Below are 16,376 nucleotides of genomic sequence, written 5' to 3' on the forward strand. Positions count from 1 at the left end.
GCCCCGGCGCCCGCTGCCACCGCCGCCACGCCGAGCGCCGCCCGCCTCGCGGCGGTGCAGGCGATCGCCAAGCCGCAGACGGCGGACGCGGCGGACGACGAATATTCCTACGGCTTCCGCCTCTGGAACGCCGGCTTCTTCCCCGAGGCCCGCCAGCAGCTCGCCAAGTATGTCGAGCAGTATCCGAACCATTCCAAGATCAGCTACGGGCGCAACCTGCTCGGCCGTGCCTTCCTCGACGACAAGATGCCCGAGGACGCGGCGCGGTGGTTCCTGCGCAACTACCAGGCCAACAAGGCGGGCGAGCGGGCGCCGGACAGCCTGCTCTATCTCGGCGCGGCGATGATCGCGATGAAGGACACCAAGCGCGCCTGCATCGCGCTCGCCGAATTCGCCGAGACCTACCCGCTGGTCGCTTCGGGGCGGCTCGCGACCGACTATCAGGCGAACCGCGCCAAGGTGAAGTGCAGCTAGACGCCGCCGCGCGGGACCGCTTCGCCGCCGACCTTGCGGCCCTGTGGCCCGAGGCAGAGCGCGGCGGGCGCCCGCTGGGCCTTGCGGTGTCTGGCGGGCCGGACAGCCTCGCGCTGCTGCTGCTCGCCCATGCGGCCTTGCCGGGGGGCATCGCCGTCGCCAGCATCGACCACGGCCTGCGGCCCGAGGCGGCGGGCGAGGTTGCGCTGGTCGAGCGGATCGCCGCCGAGCGCGGCGTTCCCTTCACGCCTATGCGCGTCACCCTGATGCCCGGGAACGTGCAGGCCGAGGCACGCGCCGCGCGCTATCGGGCACTCGCCCGCTGGGCTGCCGAGGCGGCGCTGGGCGCCGTCGCCACGGCGCACCATGCCGACGACCAGGCCGAGACCCTGCTGATGCGCCTCAACCGTGGGAGCGGGCTGGCGGGCCTTGCCGGGGTGCGGGCCCGCACCGTTCTGGAGGGGACCGAGCTTCCGCTGCTGCGCCCGCTGCTCGGCTGGCGCAAGGCCGAGCTCGGCGCGATCGTCGCGGGCGAGGGTCTGATGGCGGCGCAGGACCCCTCGAACGCCGATCCCGCCTTCGACCGCGCCCGGCTGCGCGCGCGCCTCGCCGAGGCCGACTGGCTCGATCCGCTGCGCGTCGCCGCCAGCGCCGCGCATCTTGCCGAGGGCTGGCAGGCGCTCGAATGGTATGCCGAGCTCGACTGGCACGAGATGGTGATGCGCGATGCGGGCGATGCGCCCGGCTTCACCTATTGCGCCAACGCCCCTCGCATCATCGGCATCGAGACGATCCTCAGGATCATCCGCGAACTCGGCGGCCATGCCACGCGCAGCGAGGCGGCGCGGGCGTGGGAGCGGCTGTGGGCGGGCGAGAACGCCTCATTGGGCGGCGTGCTGGCGGTGCCGGCGGTGGAGACGGTCGCAAAGATCGGGGTGTTGATGCGGGTGTGGCGTTTCAGGCCGGAACCGGCGCGCTCCCTGAACTGATCGCGCTCACGAGCGATGCAGACCCCCCGCCCCGCCTCCCCACCCGGCCACCACAGCATAGTGGTACTATTGGTGGTCGGGTGGGGAGGCGGGGCGGGGGGTCTGCGCCACCGAAGGTGGCCGATAATCAGAGAACCTTGTCGCCCAGCCCGATCATCTTGCCGCGGGTGATGATCACCTTGTCGCCGCGCTTCGCCTCGGCGAAGAGCTTGGCGGCGAATTCGTCGGGCACGCCGATGCAGCCGTGGCTGGCATAGCCGTTCATGACCGGCGAGCCGTGGATCGCGATCCCGTCCCAGGTCAGGCGCAGCGTCCAGGGCATCGGCGCGTTGTTGTACTTCTCGGAGACGTTGTTGCGCTCCTTGGTGAGGATCGGGAAGGTGCCGAGCGGGGTGGGGTGCGATTGCGTGCCGACCAGCACCACTGCCGTGCCGATCTCGTGCCCGTCGCGGAAGGCGCTGATCACCCGCGCCTGAAGGTCGACGGTGATGACCAGCTGGCCTGCGGCGGGGGCGGCGCTGTCGTCCCAGTACCAGTCGCCATACCGGAACGCGCCCTCGACCGGGAGGATCGACCTGACGACGAAGCCCTGGCTGCGCGCCGCTGCCGGGCGGGACGCGGGGGTGCGGGCTGCGGCGGGGGCGGTGGCGGGGAGCGGCTGGACCACCTCGCGCGGGATCATCCGCACCGCCGGGCCGCGCGGGGCCGGTTCTTCCTCGGGCACGGCGGCTTCCGGCGCGCCGGCGAGCGGCGGGAGACCGGCATAGACCGCCGCCGGATCGATCCCCGGCGTATCAGCCCCCCGCGCGTCCTCGGTGTCGGGATCGACGGCCTCGAAGGCCCCTGCGGCGCGCGCGGCAACCTCTTGTGCGGCATCTGCGGCGCGCGCGGTCGACGTTTGCGCCGAGGCTGCATATTGCAGCACGACGAGGGCGATGAAGAAGGCGTTGGCGCGGATCATGGGGTGATTATGCCGCGTCGGGCCGCAGGTTGCCAGACGTTAACCAACCCGCGTCCCGGCGGGGGACGCGCGCCCGGCAGGGATTAACGGGCGATCGCGCCAAACAGATCGTGCGCGTCGGCATCCTCGATCGTGGCGCTGACCATGTCGCCGGGCTGGAGCGTCGCGGGCACGTTCCTGAGATACACCGCCCCGTCAATCTCGGGCGCGTCGGCCTGGCTGCGGCCCGTGGCGCCGATATCGCCGTCCTCGTCTGCCTCGCCGACCTCGTCGATGATGACCGGAAGCGTGCGGCCCACCTTGGCGGCGAGCTTGGCGGCGCTGATCCGCTCGGTCACTTCCATGATCCGGGCGTAGCGCTCTTCCTTGACCGCCTCGGGCACCTGATCAGGCAAGGCATTGGCCGCCGCGCCCTCGACCGGTTCGAAACGGAAGGCGCCGACTCGGTCGAGTTGCGCCTCTTCCAGCCAGTCGAGGAGGTAGCGGAAGTCGTCCTCGGTCTCGCCCGGGAAGCCGACCACGAAGGAGCTTCGGATCGCGATATCGGGACAGATCGCGCGCCAGGACTTCAGCCGCTCGAGCACCTTGGCCTCGTTGGCGGGGCGGCGCATCAGCTTGAGCACCTTGGGGCTGGCGTGCTGGAAGGGAATGTCGAGATAGGGCGTCAGCAGCCCCTCGGCCATCAGCGGGATGACCTGATCGACGTGGGGGTAGGGGTAGACGTAATGGAGCCGCACCCACGGCGTCTGGCCGTCGGGGGTGCGCAAGCTTCCCAGTTCGCGCGCCATGTCGGTCATGTGCGCGCGCACCTCGCGACCGTGCCATTGGCGGGCCTCGTGGCGGATGTCGACCCCGTAGGCGCTGGTGTCCTGCGAGATCACCAGCAGCTCGCGCGTCCCCGCCGCGACCAGCTTCTCCGCTTCGCGCAGCACGGCATCAATGCGCCGGCTGGCAAGCTTCCCGCGCAGGGCGGGAATGATGCAGAAGGCGCAGGAGTGATTGCAGCCCTCGGAGATCTTGAGATAGCTGTAGTGCCGGGGCGTCAGCTTGATGTCGGGCTGGGGGATGAGGTCGACAAACGGCCCTTGGCTCGGCGGCGCGTGGGTGTGCACCGCCTCGACCACCTGCTCATACTGGTGCGCGCCGGTCACCGCGAGCACCTGCGGGTGGACGGCGCGGATCGCGTCCGCCTCCTCGCCCATGCAGCCGGTCACGATCACCCTCCCGTTCTCGGCAATCGCCTCGCCGATCGCGGCAAGGCTCTCCTCCTTTGCGGAATCGAGGAAGCCGCAGGTGTTGACCAGCACCACGTCCGCGCCCGCATAGTCCTCGGCGAAGGCATAGCCATCGGCACGCAGGCGGGTGAGAATCCGCTCGGAATCGACCAGCGCCTTGGGGCAGCCGAGCGAGACCATGCCGATCCTCTTCTGGTCCGGGAGAGTCGTGACGGGGGTGTTCATCGCGGCGCGCCCCTACACCAGGGCGGGGGATTGCGCCACCATATCCTCACAGCGCCATGACACCCCCGGGGTTGACCCGGGGGCAAGAAAAGAGGCATTCCCGCCGCATGATCGCCAAACTCTTCACCGAACACCCTCGCGCCATCGGCGAAACCTATGGCCAGCACGCCCGCACCGCGCTGTGCTTCGGCGCGCGCATGGTGACGGGCGGGCTCGCCTGCATGGTCCACGCCATCGTCCCCGGCCTGTTCGTCAAGACCGCGAGCCGCACCGTGGTGCAGCTCGATGCCGAGATGCGCGGCCGCAAGCCCGCCCCGGGCGCCGAGGAATTCGCCTACGTGATTTAGCGTGGGAGCGCCCGCATGAACGACTTCGCCCTGTGGCCGGTGCTGGCCGGGACCGCCGCCTTCTTCATCGTCGGCGCGCTGTGGTACGGGGTGATCTTCGCCAAGCCCTGGCAGCGCGCGGCGGGGCTTACCAACAGGCAGCTCCAGGCCGGCAACATGGGCCTGATCTTCGGCCTCGCTTTCCTCTTCGAAATGCTGATCGCGATGGTGCTGTGGCACCTCCTCGCGCGCACCGATCCCAAGCCGTTCGTCGTCATGATGATGGCGATGGGCTTCGCACTCGGCGTGATGATCCCCGCGATCGGGGTGAACTACTTGTTCCTCAGAAAGCCGCTCGCGCTGTTCCTGATCGATGCCGGGCACTTCCTCGTCGGCATGGCGGCGATGGGCGGGGTGTTCGTGTGGTTCAGGAGCTGAGTGAGGCGGCTTTCGGCCGGGGCGTCAGGCCGTGCATCCGGCACCGGTAACACGATAGTTCAGGGCCTGCCTTCGGGGGACATTGCCGGAGCCTGTGCCTTCTCCTCCAGCGGAAGGGGCCGGTTGACCAGCGACAGAAAGAGGACCGGCGGAAGGATGAGCAGCAGCAGCGTATGCCACCAGCTCCGCCGCACCCAGCCCAGCGACAGGAACAGCAGGACCAGCACCCCATTCGGCACCACCGAAGGCAGCGCGGGAACCGTCCTCGCCCAGCCGACGAAGGCGATGCTGCGGCCCATGCGGATGATGACGAAGCCGGCGACCAGGATCGCGAACAGGGTCCAGAAATACCGGGCATTGGCGAAATAGCTGGCGCGCAGGTCGAGGCCTTCGGTCGGAACCTCATCCGGCAGGACCGCCGCGCAGGTCAGTTACAGGAGCAGGAACCCGCCCACGATCGGCAGGAAGATGCCGATCGTCACCGGCCGCCCCGGCACGATCACCTGGTTGGTGTTCCACCACAGCTCGATGATGATCAACAGCAGGAGCAGCGCGGCGGCGAAGGGGTACTAGTGCTAGCGCACCCGATGTCGGCAGCGCAGCAGCCGGTGGGTGCTCTGGGCAATCTCGGCGAGTGACAGGCCGACAAGTATCGAGATGAACCCGGCCGCGTAGTCGATCGCGGTCATGCGCCCCCCCCCTCCCAAGTCGGCAGGCCATAGAGCGGTTGCGGGGCGTTGTGAACCGCATCGGGGCCGCCTGCCGTGCAGCACCATGCGCAAGCCTTCGATCCCGCTGGGCCGTTCCAAAGCGATGGCCTGGGCGCCGGGTTACTCCGCTTCGCTCCCCGCCGTCGGCACGATTTCCACCACCACGTCGCCGGGGCGGAGCACCTGGCATTCGTCCTCCCAAAAGCCGATGGCGCGGCCATTTCGGTAGACCCTGAGGCCCTGGCCGCCGCTCGTCAGATCGGTGATCGGGCGGCCGCATTCCTGCGCCGTGACCTCGCGCTCGACCAGCTGCACCCGCCCGCCCACGCTGGCGAGGTCGGCGAGGTAATCGGCGATGTGCGCGCCCTTGACGCTGCCCGCCAGCAAGAGGCCGGTGAAGCGCACCGGGTTGATGACGTTGTTGGCGCCGGCCTGCCGGGCGAGCAGTTCGTTGTCGTCGGCGCGCACCACCACGCTGATCGGCACGTCCGGGGCGAGGTGGCGCACCGTCAGCACGATGAGGATCGAGGTGTCGTCGCGCCCGGCCGAGACCAGCACGCTCGAAGCCTCGGCGATCCGCACCGCCTTCAGCGTCTCGTCGCGGGTGGCATCGGCGGCCATGACGTTGACCCCGAGCTTCTCGGCGGCGGCGAGGCGGTCTTCCGAGGGGTCGATGACAACGATGCTGCGCGGATCGACCCCGCGCTCAATCAGCTCGCCCACGCTCTGCGCGCCCGAGATGCCGTAGCCCAGCACCACCACGTGGCCGGTGAGCTGTTCCTGGATGCGGGCCATGCGCCATTTCTCCCAGCTGCGCTTGATGACGAAATCGTAGGCCGCGCCCACGAAGATGAACAGGACAGCGATGCGGACAGGGGTGACGATCACCGCCTCGATCAGCCGCGCGCGGTCGGAAACGGGGGCGATGTCGCCGAAGCCGGTGGTGGTGACGCTGATCATCGTGAAATAGACGACGTCGAGAAAGCTGATGTGCTTGTCGAAGTTGTCGACCAGCCCGGCGCGGTCCCACCAGTGGATCATGATGACCATGCCGAGCAGCAGGAAGGCGATCCCGGCGCGGATGCCGAGGTCGCCCCACACCGGCAGGCGCACCTCCCGTCTGAGCGGCCGGAACTGGTCGGCGAGCAGCGCCTTGCGCTGGAACAGGGTGCGGCCTTTCGGCTCGGCCATCAGTCCGCGAACCGTTCGGCGAGAATGCCGATGGTCGAATAGTGGGTCAGGTCCAGCTGGAGCGGGGTGACCGCGATGTAGCCGTCCTCGATGGCTTCCAGATCGGTGCCGTGGTCGAGGGTGTGCTCGATGGGGTCCAATCCGAACCAGAAGTAGCGATAGCCGCGCGGATCGCGGCCCTCGACGATGGTGCCGCGCGAATAGTCGTGGAAGCCCTGCCGGACGACGCGGATGCCCTTGACCTCTTCGGGCGGCAGGGCGGGGAAGTTGACGTTGATGAGCGTGCGTTCGGCCATCGGCGCGTCGATCAGCTTGGCGAGCACCTTCGCGCCCCATTCGCGCGCCGCGCCGAAGGGGACGTCGTCGCCCATGCCTTCGCGGGCATAGACCTGGCTGAAGGCGATTGCGCGCACGCCCGCCAGCGCGCCCTCGATCGCGGCCGAGACCGTGCCCGAATAGGTGATGTCGTCGGCGAGATTGGCGCCGCGGTTGACGCCGGAGAGGATGATGTCGGGCGGCGCGGGCATGACGGTGCGCAGCGCCATCATCACGCTGTCGGTCGGCGTGCCGGTGACCGCAAAGCGCCGCTCGCCGTGGGTCTGGAGCCGGACGGGCCGCGTCAGGGTGAGCGAGTGGCCCGCCCCCGACTGCTCCTCGGACGGCGCGCAAATCCAGATATCGTCGGAAAACTGGCGCGCGATCTCTTCCAGCACCTTGAGGCCGGGGGCGTGGATGCCGTCGTCGTTGGTGAGGAGAATGCGCATCAGGCGGTGGGTTCCAATCGGGTGATGCCGCCCATGTAGGGCAGCAATGCGTCAGGCACGGTCACGCTGCCATCGGCGTTCTGGTAGTTCTCGATCACCGCCACCAGCGTGCGCCCGACCGCGAGGCCGGAGCCGTTCAAGGTGTGGACGAACTCGGTGCGTTTTTCCCCGGCCACCCGGTAGCGGGTGTTCATCCGCCGCGCCTGGAAGTCGCCCGTGTTCGAGCAGGAACTGATCTCGCGATAGGCGCCCTGGCCGGGGAGCCACACCTCGAGATCATAGGTCTTGCGCGCGCCGAACCCCATGTCGCCGGTGCACAGCAGCAGTTTGCGGTAGGGGAGGGCGAGGCGCTCGAGGATGGTCTCGGCGGCGCGCGTCATACGCTGGTGCTCGGCCTCGGAGTCCTCGGGCCGCACGATGGAGACGAGCTCGCACTTCTCGAACTGGTGCTGGCGAATGAACCCCCGCGTATCGCGCCCCGCCGCCCCGGCCTCGGAGCGGAAGCACAGGGTGAGAGCGGTAAGGCGCATGGGGAGGGCCGACTCGTCGAGCAGATCGCCCATGACGCTGGCGGTGAGGGAGACTTCGCTGGTGGGAATAAGCCAGTGATCCTCGCCAGCGCGGAAAGAATCGTCAGCAAACTTCGGCAGCTTATCTGTGCCATACATGGCATCATCGCCCACCAGCACCGGCGGGTTGCACTCCGCATAGCCGTGCTCGCCGGTCTGGACGTCGAGCATGAACTGGCCGAGCGCGCGGTGGAGCCTTGCCATGCCGCCCCTAAGGAAGGTGAAGCGCGCGCCCGAGAGCCTTGCGCCGGTCTCGAAATCCATGCCGAGGGCAGGGGCGATGTCGGCGTGTTCCTTGGGGGTGAAGTCGAACGCGCGCTTCTCGCCCCATTCTTTTTCTACCCTATTGTCCTCCTCGCTCGCACCGTCGGGAACGTCCTCGGCGGGGAGGTTGGGGATAATCTCGAGCGCCCTTCTCAGTTCGGTCTCGGCTGTCTTCAGCCCAGCTTCCAGGAAAGGTAGAAGTGCCTTCACCGTTTGCGCTCTTGCGCTATAGGCATCGGCCTTTGGCTTCATACCCTCTAAACGAGTGAGGCGTTTTTCTGCCTTCTCGAAATACTCATCTTCGGAAATTTCGCCGCGTTCAAAAAGTTCAAATTCTTTATCTTTTTCTTTTTTTATGTTTTTCAAAGCGATTTGAGCTTCTTTTTGTTGATTGGCTAGCTCATTGCGCTCGCTCTGGTAGCGTTGTATCTCTACTTTTAGACCTCTGACTTTGAGATCGAGCAACAGGATTTCAGTCACGACCTTTTTGTCCAAGCCTCGACGCTCGAGTGCCTTGGTAAAGTCGAAGGGGTTCTCGCGGATCCATTTGATGTCGTGCATGGGGCGGGCCTATGCCTTCTCGCGTTGCCCAAGGGAAGGGGGCTTGGCGGCGCAGGCCAGCCGCACCCGGCCTGCGACGACCGGGGGAACCGGTCCGCTCTCCGGCGGTAGACCCTGGGAAGGAGAAGCAACAATGCTCAAGAGAATCATCGGCGCCGCCGTCGGCGCGAAGCTTGCCAAGAATTCGCCCGCCGTGGGCGGCGCGACCGGCGCGGCGCTGGGTGCGGCCGTGCCGTGGGTGATCGGCCGGCTCAGCCTGCCCGGCATGATCGCGCTGGCCGCCGGCGGCTATGTCGCCAAGCGCTACATGGACAAGCGCGCGGCCGAGCCCGCCCGGCTCCCGGCACCGCAGGCGACGAAGCCCGTGCCGGTCGCCAGCCACGTCGATTACTGACACCCCTGACCGAAAAGCAGCGCGCGGCGGCCTCCTTCGAGGTCGCCGCGCGCCTTTTTCCTTCCGTCCTCAGAAGTTGAAGCCGACCATCACGTTCCAGGTCTGCGGATCGCCGTAGTAGACGGTCTGGATGTTCCCGACCGAGCTGAACTCCTGCCCGTCGGTCTTGTAGAGCGCGTCGAAGGCGTTGCGCAGGCCCGCCTGCAGGTACCAGCGGCGGCTCGCATCGTCATAGCGCACGAAGGCGTTGACCAGCCAGTAGCCGTCCTCGACCAGCCCCGGGCGGTTGTCGACGCTGAGGAAGTGCTTGTCGACGAAGCGCGCGTCGCTGCCCACCGTCAGGCTGCCCGCATCGCCGAGGTCGAAGCGGTAATCGCTGGCGATGTTGAAGCTGATCGGCGGGGCGAAGGCCGGCTCGCAGGTGATGCGGGTGCCGGTCGGGTTGCAGCTGAAGGCGGGCGCGCGGCGGCCGTCGTTGAACTCGTCGTATTGCGCATCGAGATAGCCGAGGCTGCTGCGCACGGTCCACGCGGTGGTCGGCTTGACCACCATCTCGACCTCGGCGCCCCAGATCGACATCCTGCCCGCGTTGAGCACCGGGAAGACGCCCACTGCGCCGCCGCCGACGCGCGCCTGGAAGTTCTTGAAGTCGCTGTAGAAGACGTTGCCCGCCAGATAGACCCGCCCGCCGAGGAAGCTCGCCTTGGCGCCGGTCTCGTAGGTCCACACCGTCTCGGGCGCGAAGCTCGTCACCAGCTGGTTCTGGCCGTTCACCACCAGGGTGAGATCGGCAAGGCCGTTGGCGCGCCCGTTGAACCCGCCCGACTTGAACCCGCGCGCGGCCGAGGCGTAGATCTGGGCGTTGGCGCTCGGCTTGTAGGAGAGCGTCAGGCTCGGCGTCCATGCATCGAAGCTGATGTCGTTGTCGACATTGAGCGGCGCCGGCAGGCTGCCGGGGAAGCGGAAGGTCAGGTTGTTGAGCGTTGCCAGCGTCGATGAGGTGGTGGTGAAGCGATCGTAGGTGCGATCCTCCTTCGTGTAGCGCAGGCCGGCGGTGATGCTGAAGGCATCGGTGAGGTCATAGGTCGCCTGGCCGAAGGCAGCGTAGCTCTTGGTGTTCTGCCTGTCGTTGATGGTGCGCAGGAAGGTGAGCGGCAGCGCGCCGAAGGCGAACAGGTCGTTGGCGAAGGCCAGCTGGTTCGAGGCGATGGTCTCGTTCAGATAGAACAGGCCGAACACGCCGCGGAAGCGCTCGGTATCCCACTTGAGCTGGAGCTCCTGGCTGAACTGGCGCTGGTCGATGCCGACGAAGACGTCGCCCAGTTCGGCCTGGCTCGCGTCGATGTCGATGAACAGGTCCGGTTCGAGCTTGCGCCAGGCGGTGATGCTGGTCAGCGTGATCGCATCGGAGAGCTCGAGATTGGCGGTGAGGCTGGCGCCCCAGTGATTGAGCCTCTGCCCCTCGTTGCCGCGGAAGCTGGTCGAGGCGCGGAAGTCGTAACGGCCATAGGGCTGGGCGGGCACGAGCTGCTGGGCGCCGGTCGCGAAGTTGGTGCGGAGCAGCGGCGCGGTCGGGTAGCCGAGCGTCAGCGCGTTGCGCTGGCGGTTGTAATCGCCGCTGGCGATGAGCTCGAGCCGCTCGGTCGGCTGGACGCGCAGGATGCCGCGCAGGGTCAGGCTGTCGCGGTCGTTGTACCTGCGCCCGGTGCGCGGATCGGTGACGATCCCGTCGCGCTTGTCCCACTGGCCGGCGAGGCTCAGCGCGGCCTTGTCGGTGACGAGCGGCGCGCTGACGTAGCCGTTGAGCACGATCTGGTCGAAGCGCCCGTAGAGCGCCGAGCCGGCGGCTTTGAGTTCGCCGAGGTCCGGCTTGCGGCTGACGATCGAGATCGCCCCGCCGGTGGTGTTCTTGCCGTAGAGCGTGCCCTGCGGCCCGCGCAGCACCTCGATCCGCTCGACATCGAACAGGCCGAGCAGCGCGCCCTGGATGCGGCTGAGGTAGACGCCGTCGACATAGACGCCGACCGCCGGATCGAAGGTCTGGAGCGCGTCGGGCTGGCCGAGGCCGCGGATGAAGATGTTGGCGCTCGCCGCCGAGCCGCGGCCCTGGACGAGGTTCAAGTTGGGCGCGGCGGCCTGGATGCCCGACAGGTCGATCGCCTGGATGCGCTGGAGATCGGCCTGGTCGAAGGCGGTGACCGCGACCGGCACGTCGATCAGGCGCTCCTCGCGGCGGCGGGCGGTGACGACGATCTCGCCACTGCTGTCGGCCTGCGTGGTGGCGGTGTCGACCGTGACGGCATCCTGCGCGGCGGCGGGCGCGGCGGTGGCGGCGATCCCGGCGCAGCCGGCGAGCAGCGCGGCACGGGTCCAGTTCAGCATGGTCATGGCGGGTTTCCTCTCCTGTCGCCCTTCTTGTGGGGCGCATCCATATTGAAAGGTGAACCAGCTTTCAAGTTTTGCTTGTGCGCGCCCCTTGCCCCGCTTACCGAAAGCGGGGAGGGAGGTGCGGATGAGCAACACTCGCAGCAGCGCGAAGCGGATCGCGGCCGCAGCCGAGGCTGACGGCGACCCCAAGGCGCCGCGCACCGAGCGCGGACGGCGCACGCTGAGGAAGCTGCTCGATGCGGCGGCGGAGGAGTTCGGCGAGAAGGGCTTCCACGAGGCCTCGGTGAGTTCGATCACGCGGCGCGCGGGCGTCGCGCTGGGGAGCTTCTACACCTATTTCGACAGCAAGGACGCGCTGTTCCGCGCCCTGGTCGCCGACATGAGCCAGATGGTGCGCACCAGCGCGCGCTCGGCCTTGCGCGAGGGCATGGGCGCGCTCGAGATCGAGCGCACGGCGCTCGCCGCCTTCCTGCGCTTCGCGGCCGAGCACAAGGAGATCTACCGCATCATCGACGAGGCCGAATTCGTCGACCCGGCGAGCTACCGCGCGCATTACGAGACGATCGCGGCGCGCTTTGCCGAGCGCTTGCGCGCGGGCACGGCGGCGGGGGAACTGCGCGAGGGGCTGGGCGAGCTCGAGGCGTGGGCGATGATGGGCATCAACGTCTTCGTCGGCCTGCGGTATGTGGTGTGGGGCGAGGGGCCGGTCGCCGCCGAGGAACTTGCCGCGGGCGTGAACCGCCTGCTGGCGGAAGGCATCGCGCGGCGCTAGAACCTCGCCCATGATCCTCGTCATCGACGCCATCACCGACCCCGCCGACCTTGCCGCCATCGACGAGCGCATCGCGCTTCTCCACTGGCGCGACGGGCGCGAGACGGCGGGCGCGGTGGCGCGCGAGGTCAAGCGCAACGAGCAGGCGGTGATGGACGGCACCCCCGGCCGCGCCTTGCAGGACGAGGTGACCGCCCGCCTCGCCGCCCACCCCGTGATCCGCGCCGCCGCCTGGCCGCGCCGCTTCTCCCCGCTGCTGATCAGCAAGACCGGCGCCGGCGACCATTACGGCCGCCACGTCGACAACCCGCTGATGGGCCAGGGGCCGGCGCGGGTGCGCACCGACATCTCCTTCACCCTGTTCCTCACCCCGCCCGGCGACTACGAGGGCGGCGAGCTGGTCATCCACACCGCCGGCCTCACGCAGGAAGTGAAGGGCGAGGAAGGGCACCTGGTGCTCTACCCCTCGGGCGCGATCCACGAGGTGCGGCCCGTCACCCGCGGCACGCGCATCGTGTGCGTCGGCTGGATCGAGAGCCTGATCCCCGATCCCGCCCGGCGCGAGACCCTGTTCGATCTGGAAAACCTGCGGGCGAGCCTGCGCCAGCAATATGCCAGCCAGTCGGCCGAGATGCTGACGCTCGACAAGACCATCGGCAACCTATTGCGGATGTGGGCGCGTCCCTGATGCCGCGCGCGGGGCGGCGGGCTTCTTGCCCTTGACCGTGAAGTAGAGGATCAGGCCCACCCCGATCACGCTCGGCCCCGCCCAGATCGCCGGGTTGAAGACGTGTTCGGGCACCATCCGGATGAGGCCCACCGAAAGAAACGCCGTGTAGGCCGAGATTCCCATCCCGATCAGCGCACGGAAATGCTCGCCGATATGCGTGCCGCGCGGAAAGTCCGCCGCGCGCCAGATGTAGCGCTGCTGGATCAGCATCGCGGCGATGCCGATGACAGCCACCAGCATCATCAGCGGGTGCCCGACCCGCCAGCCATAGATGCCGCACCACGCGCCCGACACGATCACCGCCGCGATCACCCCCTGATAGCGCAGCGCCCGCAAGGCGCGGCGGTCGCGGCTGTGCCGCACCACCGCGAGCCCATAATCGACGAAGCCGAGCGTCAAGGTGCCGAGATAGAGCATCATCCACCCGAACAATCCGTCGAACAGCGCCCGGTCGGTGATCTCGGGATGGCGCGCCTCGGGCCCGTAAAGCGACAGCAGCGCCATGGCGATGGCAAGGCTCCCCGCCCCGATGAAGCCATAACACGCGGCGCGGCCCCACTTGCGGTGCCGTGCCGCGCCCTTCTTCGTCGCGATCGGCCCCCAGAACGCCGTCAGCCCCACCGCGCCGGTGACGACATGGGCAATGACAAGGGCCTCGAACAGCGCCATGCCCGGCAGCATGGCACATCAATTGAGCTTATCCTAGATCAGTCTCGAGAAGCGCGTGTTCATCGCACCCGCGACGGGGCAATCAGCACCGCGTTGGCGATCGCGAGGTCAAGCCCCTCGAGATAGCCGCGGGTCGCCGGATCGTGCGCGAAGCCGATCACCAGCCCCCGCCCCTGTCGCTGCGCCATCAGATAGGGCTTATAGGCGAGCTGCCGCTTGTTCTCGCCCCACACATAGCCACTGGCGACGAGGCCCGCGGGCGCGGCGAAGCGCAGCACGTTCACGCCCTCGTCGCGGCCCAGCGGGGTCCAGATTTGCGCCCCCGTCGCCAGCACCACCGCGCCGTCGTCATAGCCGGCGGACAGGAAGTGGTCGGGCTCGCCCACCACGTTGAGCAGCGCGCCGGGCAGGGTATCGGGCAACGCCGCCTTGTCCTTGATCGCCTCGCGATAGTCGGCATCGCCGGTGATCTCGACCGCCTCGGCGAGACTGCCCTTGTCGTCCTTGGCATCGGGTTCGCGGCCGAGCGCTGCCTCGCGCTTCACGGCGAGCAGCGGGTTGTCGCCGGCGGTGAAGGCCTCGAGGCTCTCGCCCATCACCGCGAGCACCCCGCCGCGCTGGACGAAGGCGCGGATCGCGCGCTGTCCGCCATCGCCGAGCACCCGGCCCGGGTCGCCCTCGGGCACCAGCACCACGTCATATTTCGACAGGTCGGCGCGGGCGAGGCGACTGGTGCGGATCGGCGTCACCGGCAGGCCGATGCGCTGTTCGAGCACATAGCGCAGCGCGCCTGCCGAAAGCTGGTCCACGCCGTCGTCCCACGCCACCGCGACGCGCGGCAGGCTGAGGCGCACGAAATGCGCGCTGCCGAGGTTGGGGCCGCTGTCGGTCCAGCCGTTTGCGAGCCCCACGGTCTCGGCGCCCACCTCGCCCGCGAGCGCGGCAAGGCGGGCCATCTTCTCGGGGGTGTTGCTGCCGGCGGGGAAGACCACCGTGCCGCGTGGGAAGCTGCGCCCGCCGGCGGTGAAGGCGCGGTCGGTGACGCGCCCCTCGATCCCCTCGCGCAGCGCAAGGGTGACAAGCCGCGCCTGCCCGCTGTCGCTCCACGGCACGGCGATGCCGAAGCTGCCCGACCCCGAGGTCCGGGCGGCGATCGGCGCATCGGCGCGCAGCGGCTCGCCGGGCGCGGCGGCGTTGCACAGGCTGACATCGACGCCCGCCATCGGCCCCACCGACCAGGCGGTGACGTCATAGAGCTCGTGCGGGAGGTCGACCGCGCGGCGGCGCTCCTGCTCGGCGAGGAAATCGGGCGGCAGCGGCGTGTCCTTGTCGAGGAGGCTGCGCACCAGCCGCGCGGCGGGCTGGGCCTGCGGCACGGCAAGGTAGCCGGCCGGATAGGTCTTGCCGCACAGGCTCGCGCTGCCATCGCGGCGCAGCACGGTGATGCCCTGCGCGGCAAGGCGCCGGCCGAGCCTCTCGGCATTCCAGCGCCGCTTGGCGAGGTCGATCACATAGGCTCCCCGGCCGGCCGCGCCGCCTGCATTGGCAGCGCGGTAGGCGGCGAAATCGGCGAGGAACTTGGCCGGATTGTCGGCGACCGCGCTGGCGGTGGCGAGGCTGGTGGTGAAGTGGTTCCTCACCCCGTCGGCATAGGTGAGGTCGGTCCCGTCGCGCCGGCGGAACACGAGGCCCCGCGCCGATCCCTGTTCGTAGGTCGATCCGATCGCGCCGTGATGCGCGTTCCAGGTGTCGCCGTAGCCGGGGTAAAAGAGGTCATAGACCTCGCGGGTGAAATAGGGCTCCCCGCGCGCGTCGAAGGCGGCGGCGTTGTAGCGGCCGATCAGCTCGTAGGCGCGGATCTGCGCCGGGGTGAGGTTGGGGCTGAACGGCTGGGCCGCGGGCGAGAAGAAATAGGACTGGTCGCCGCCCATCTCGTGCAGGTCGACGACGACGACCGGGTTCCACTGGCGGATCGCGGCGATCTTGCCGCGCGTTTCTGGCTGCGAGAGGGTGAACCAGTCGCGGTTGAGGTCGAACATATAGTGGTTGACCCGGCCCGAGGGCCAGGGCTCGTCGTGCTCGGCCGCCTGCCGGTCGGGATCGGGGACGATGCCGGTGGCGGCGAGGAAGTTGCCCAGAAAACGCGCCCGCCCGTCGGGGTTCTGCATCGGGTCGATGACGATGATGGTGTTGGCGAGGATCTTGGCGGCCTCTTCATCGTCCCGGGCGGCGAGCAGGTGGTAGGCGGTCATCAGCGCGGCGTCGGTCGAGGAGATCTCGTTGCCGTGGACCCCGTAGGCGAGCCAGGTGACCGGCACCGCCGCGCCATTGCCCGGGCGCCCGGCGGCGATGGTGGCGAGATCGGCCTGGATCGCGTCGAGCCGGGCGATGTTCTGCGGGGCGGAGATCACCAGATAGACGAGCGGGCGGCCCTCCCAGCTCGTCGCATATTGCACCAGCCGGGTACGATCGGGCGCGGCGGCGGCGAGCGCGCGGATATAGGCGATCGCCTGGTCGGGGGAAGTGATGCGGGTGCCCGGTGCATGGCCGGCGCTTTGGGTGAGGGTCGGGACCGCCGGGTCGAAAGTCCCTTCGGCGAAGGACTGCGCGGCGGCCGGGGAGGTCGTCGCCGCGCCCAGCAACGCCGCAGCCATGAGGAGGCAGCCGCCCCGGAAACCGTATCGCATCGAAAACCCCTGATGATCGCGCCGGACGG

At 68.7% G+C, this 16,376-nt stretch carries 16 protein-coding genes; 7 read left to right on the plus strand and 9 right to left on the minus strand.

What is annotated here, in order from left to right; translation table 11 throughout:
* Together OPU67_RS10610 and tilS are read left to right on the plus strand one after the other, a co-directional pair.
* A partial coding sequence (locus OPU67_RS10610; protein ID WP_267619512.1) for a tetratricopeptide repeat protein occupies positions 1–474 on the plus strand: 474 nt, incomplete at its 5' end.
* The gene (gene tilS / locus OPU67_RS10615) at positions 465–1,463 is read left to right on the plus strand and encodes a tRNA lysidine(34) synthetase TilS (RefSeq protein ID WP_267619513.1); all 999 of its coding nucleotides are present in this window, start codon (positions 465–467) and stop codon (positions 1,461–1,463) included. The genes OPU67_RS10610 and tilS, both read left to right, overlap by 10 nt.
* Before the next feature lie 127 nt (positions 1,464–1,590).
* Here tilS and OPU67_RS10620 read toward each other — a convergent pair whose 3' ends face one another.
* Positions 1,591–2,424 (minus strand): L,D-transpeptidase family protein, encoded by an 834-nt coding sequence (locus OPU67_RS10620; protein ID WP_267619514.1) that lies wholly within the window; start codon positions 2,422–2,424, stop codon positions 1,591–1,593.
* An 83-nt stretch (positions 2,425–2,507) separates the two neighbouring features.
* Positions 2,508–3,884 (minus strand): 30S ribosomal protein S12 methylthiotransferase RimO, encoded by a 1,377-nt coding sequence (rimO, locus tag OPU67_RS10625; RefSeq protein ID WP_267619515.1) that lies wholly within the window; start codon positions 3,882–3,884, stop codon positions 2,508–2,510.
* Positions 3,885–3,991: 107 nt separating this feature from the next.
* Between rimO and OPU67_RS10630 the strand changes: the two genes are divergently transcribed.
* Both OPU67_RS10630 and OPU67_RS10635 read left to right on the plus strand, forming a co-directional pair.
* A complete protein-coding gene (locus OPU67_RS10630; RefSeq protein WP_267619516.1) occupies positions 3,992–4,231 on the plus strand; it encodes a DUF6356 family protein in 240 nt (79 codons plus the stop codon).
* 15 nt (positions 4,232–4,246) lie between these two features.
* Positions 4,247–4,648, plus strand: a complete 402-nt coding sequence (locus OPU67_RS10635) for a DUF1761 domain-containing protein (protein ID WP_267619517.1) — start codon at positions 4,247–4,249, stop codon at positions 4,646–4,648.
* 59 nt (positions 4,649–4,707) lie between these two features.
* Here the strand turns inward: OPU67_RS10635 and OPU67_RS10640 are convergent, their stop codons facing one another.
* The 4 genes from OPU67_RS10640 to serS form a co-directional block, all read right to left on the minus strand.
* Complete coding sequence (locus tag OPU67_RS10640; protein ID WP_267619518.1) at positions 4,708–4,947, minus strand: hypothetical protein; 240 nt, start codon at positions 4,945–4,947, stop codon at positions 4,708–4,710.
* Between the two features lie 531 nt (positions 4,948–5,478).
* Positions 5,479–6,549, minus strand: coding sequence for a potassium channel family protein (locus OPU67_RS10645; RefSeq protein ID WP_267619519.1), 1,071 nt, complete (start codon positions 6,547–6,549; stop codon positions 5,479–5,481).
* Positions 6,549–7,313: a 5'/3'-nucleotidase SurE gene (surE, locus tag OPU67_RS10650; protein ID WP_267619520.1), complete on the minus strand. Its 765-nt coding sequence runs from the start codon at positions 7,311–7,313 to the stop codon at positions 6,549–6,551. The genes OPU67_RS10645 and surE overlap by 1 nt, the downstream gene beginning before the upstream one ends.
* Positions 7,313–8,707: a serine--tRNA ligase gene (gene serS, locus OPU67_RS10655; RefSeq protein ID WP_267619521.1), complete on the minus strand. Its 1,395-nt coding sequence runs from the start codon at positions 8,705–8,707 to the stop codon at positions 7,313–7,315. Before serS ends, surE begins: the two co-directional genes overlap by 1 nt.
* Before the next feature lie 133 nt (positions 8,708–8,840).
* Here serS and OPU67_RS10660 point away from each other — a divergent pair, with 133 nt between their 5' ends.
* On the plus strand, positions 8,841–9,101 hold the full coding sequence (locus OPU67_RS10660) for a hypothetical protein (protein WP_267619522.1): 261 nt from the start codon (positions 8,841–8,843) through the stop codon (positions 9,099–9,101).
* 69 nt (positions 9,102–9,170) lie between these two features.
* On the opposite strand, the gene OPU67_RS10665 is transcribed toward OPU67_RS10660, so the two are convergent.
* The gene (locus OPU67_RS10665; protein WP_267619523.1) at positions 9,171–11,489 is read right to left on the minus strand and encodes a TonB-dependent receptor; all 2,319 of its coding nucleotides are present in this window, start codon (positions 11,487–11,489) and stop codon (positions 9,171–9,173) included.
* Positions 11,490–11,613: 124 nt separating this feature from the next.
* Here OPU67_RS10665 and OPU67_RS10670 point away from each other — a divergent pair, with 124 nt between their 5' ends.
* Both OPU67_RS10670 and OPU67_RS10675 read left to right on the plus strand, forming a co-directional pair.
* A complete protein-coding gene (locus tag OPU67_RS10670; protein ID WP_267619524.1) occupies positions 11,614–12,261 on the plus strand; it encodes a TetR/AcrR family transcriptional regulator in 648 nt (215 codons plus the stop codon).
* 10 nt (positions 12,262–12,271) lie between these two features.
* Entirely contained in the window at positions 12,272–12,949 is a 678-nt protein-coding gene (locus OPU67_RS10675; RefSeq protein WP_267619525.1) for a Fe2+-dependent dioxygenase, read from the plus strand.
* Here the strand turns inward: OPU67_RS10675 and OPU67_RS10680 are convergent.
* Together OPU67_RS10680 and OPU67_RS10685 are read right to left on the minus strand one after the other, a co-directional pair.
* Positions 12,923–13,672, minus strand: a complete 750-nt coding sequence (locus OPU67_RS10680; protein WP_267619526.1) for a hypothetical protein — start codon at positions 13,670–13,672, stop codon at positions 12,923–12,925. The two genes, OPU67_RS10675 and OPU67_RS10680, sit on opposite strands and share 27 nt — an antisense overlap.
* A 47-nt stretch (positions 13,673–13,719) precedes the next feature.
* A complete protein-coding gene (locus OPU67_RS10685; protein WP_267619527.1) occupies positions 13,720–16,347 on the minus strand; it encodes a M14 family metallopeptidase in 2,628 nt (875 codons plus the stop codon).
* Positions 16,348–16,376: the final 29 nt, after the last annotated feature.

The sequence above is a fragment of the Erythrobacter sp. WG genome (assembly GCF_026586795.1).
Taxonomy (GTDB): domain Bacteria; phylum Pseudomonadota; class Alphaproteobacteria; order Sphingomonadales; family Sphingomonadaceae; genus Erythrobacter.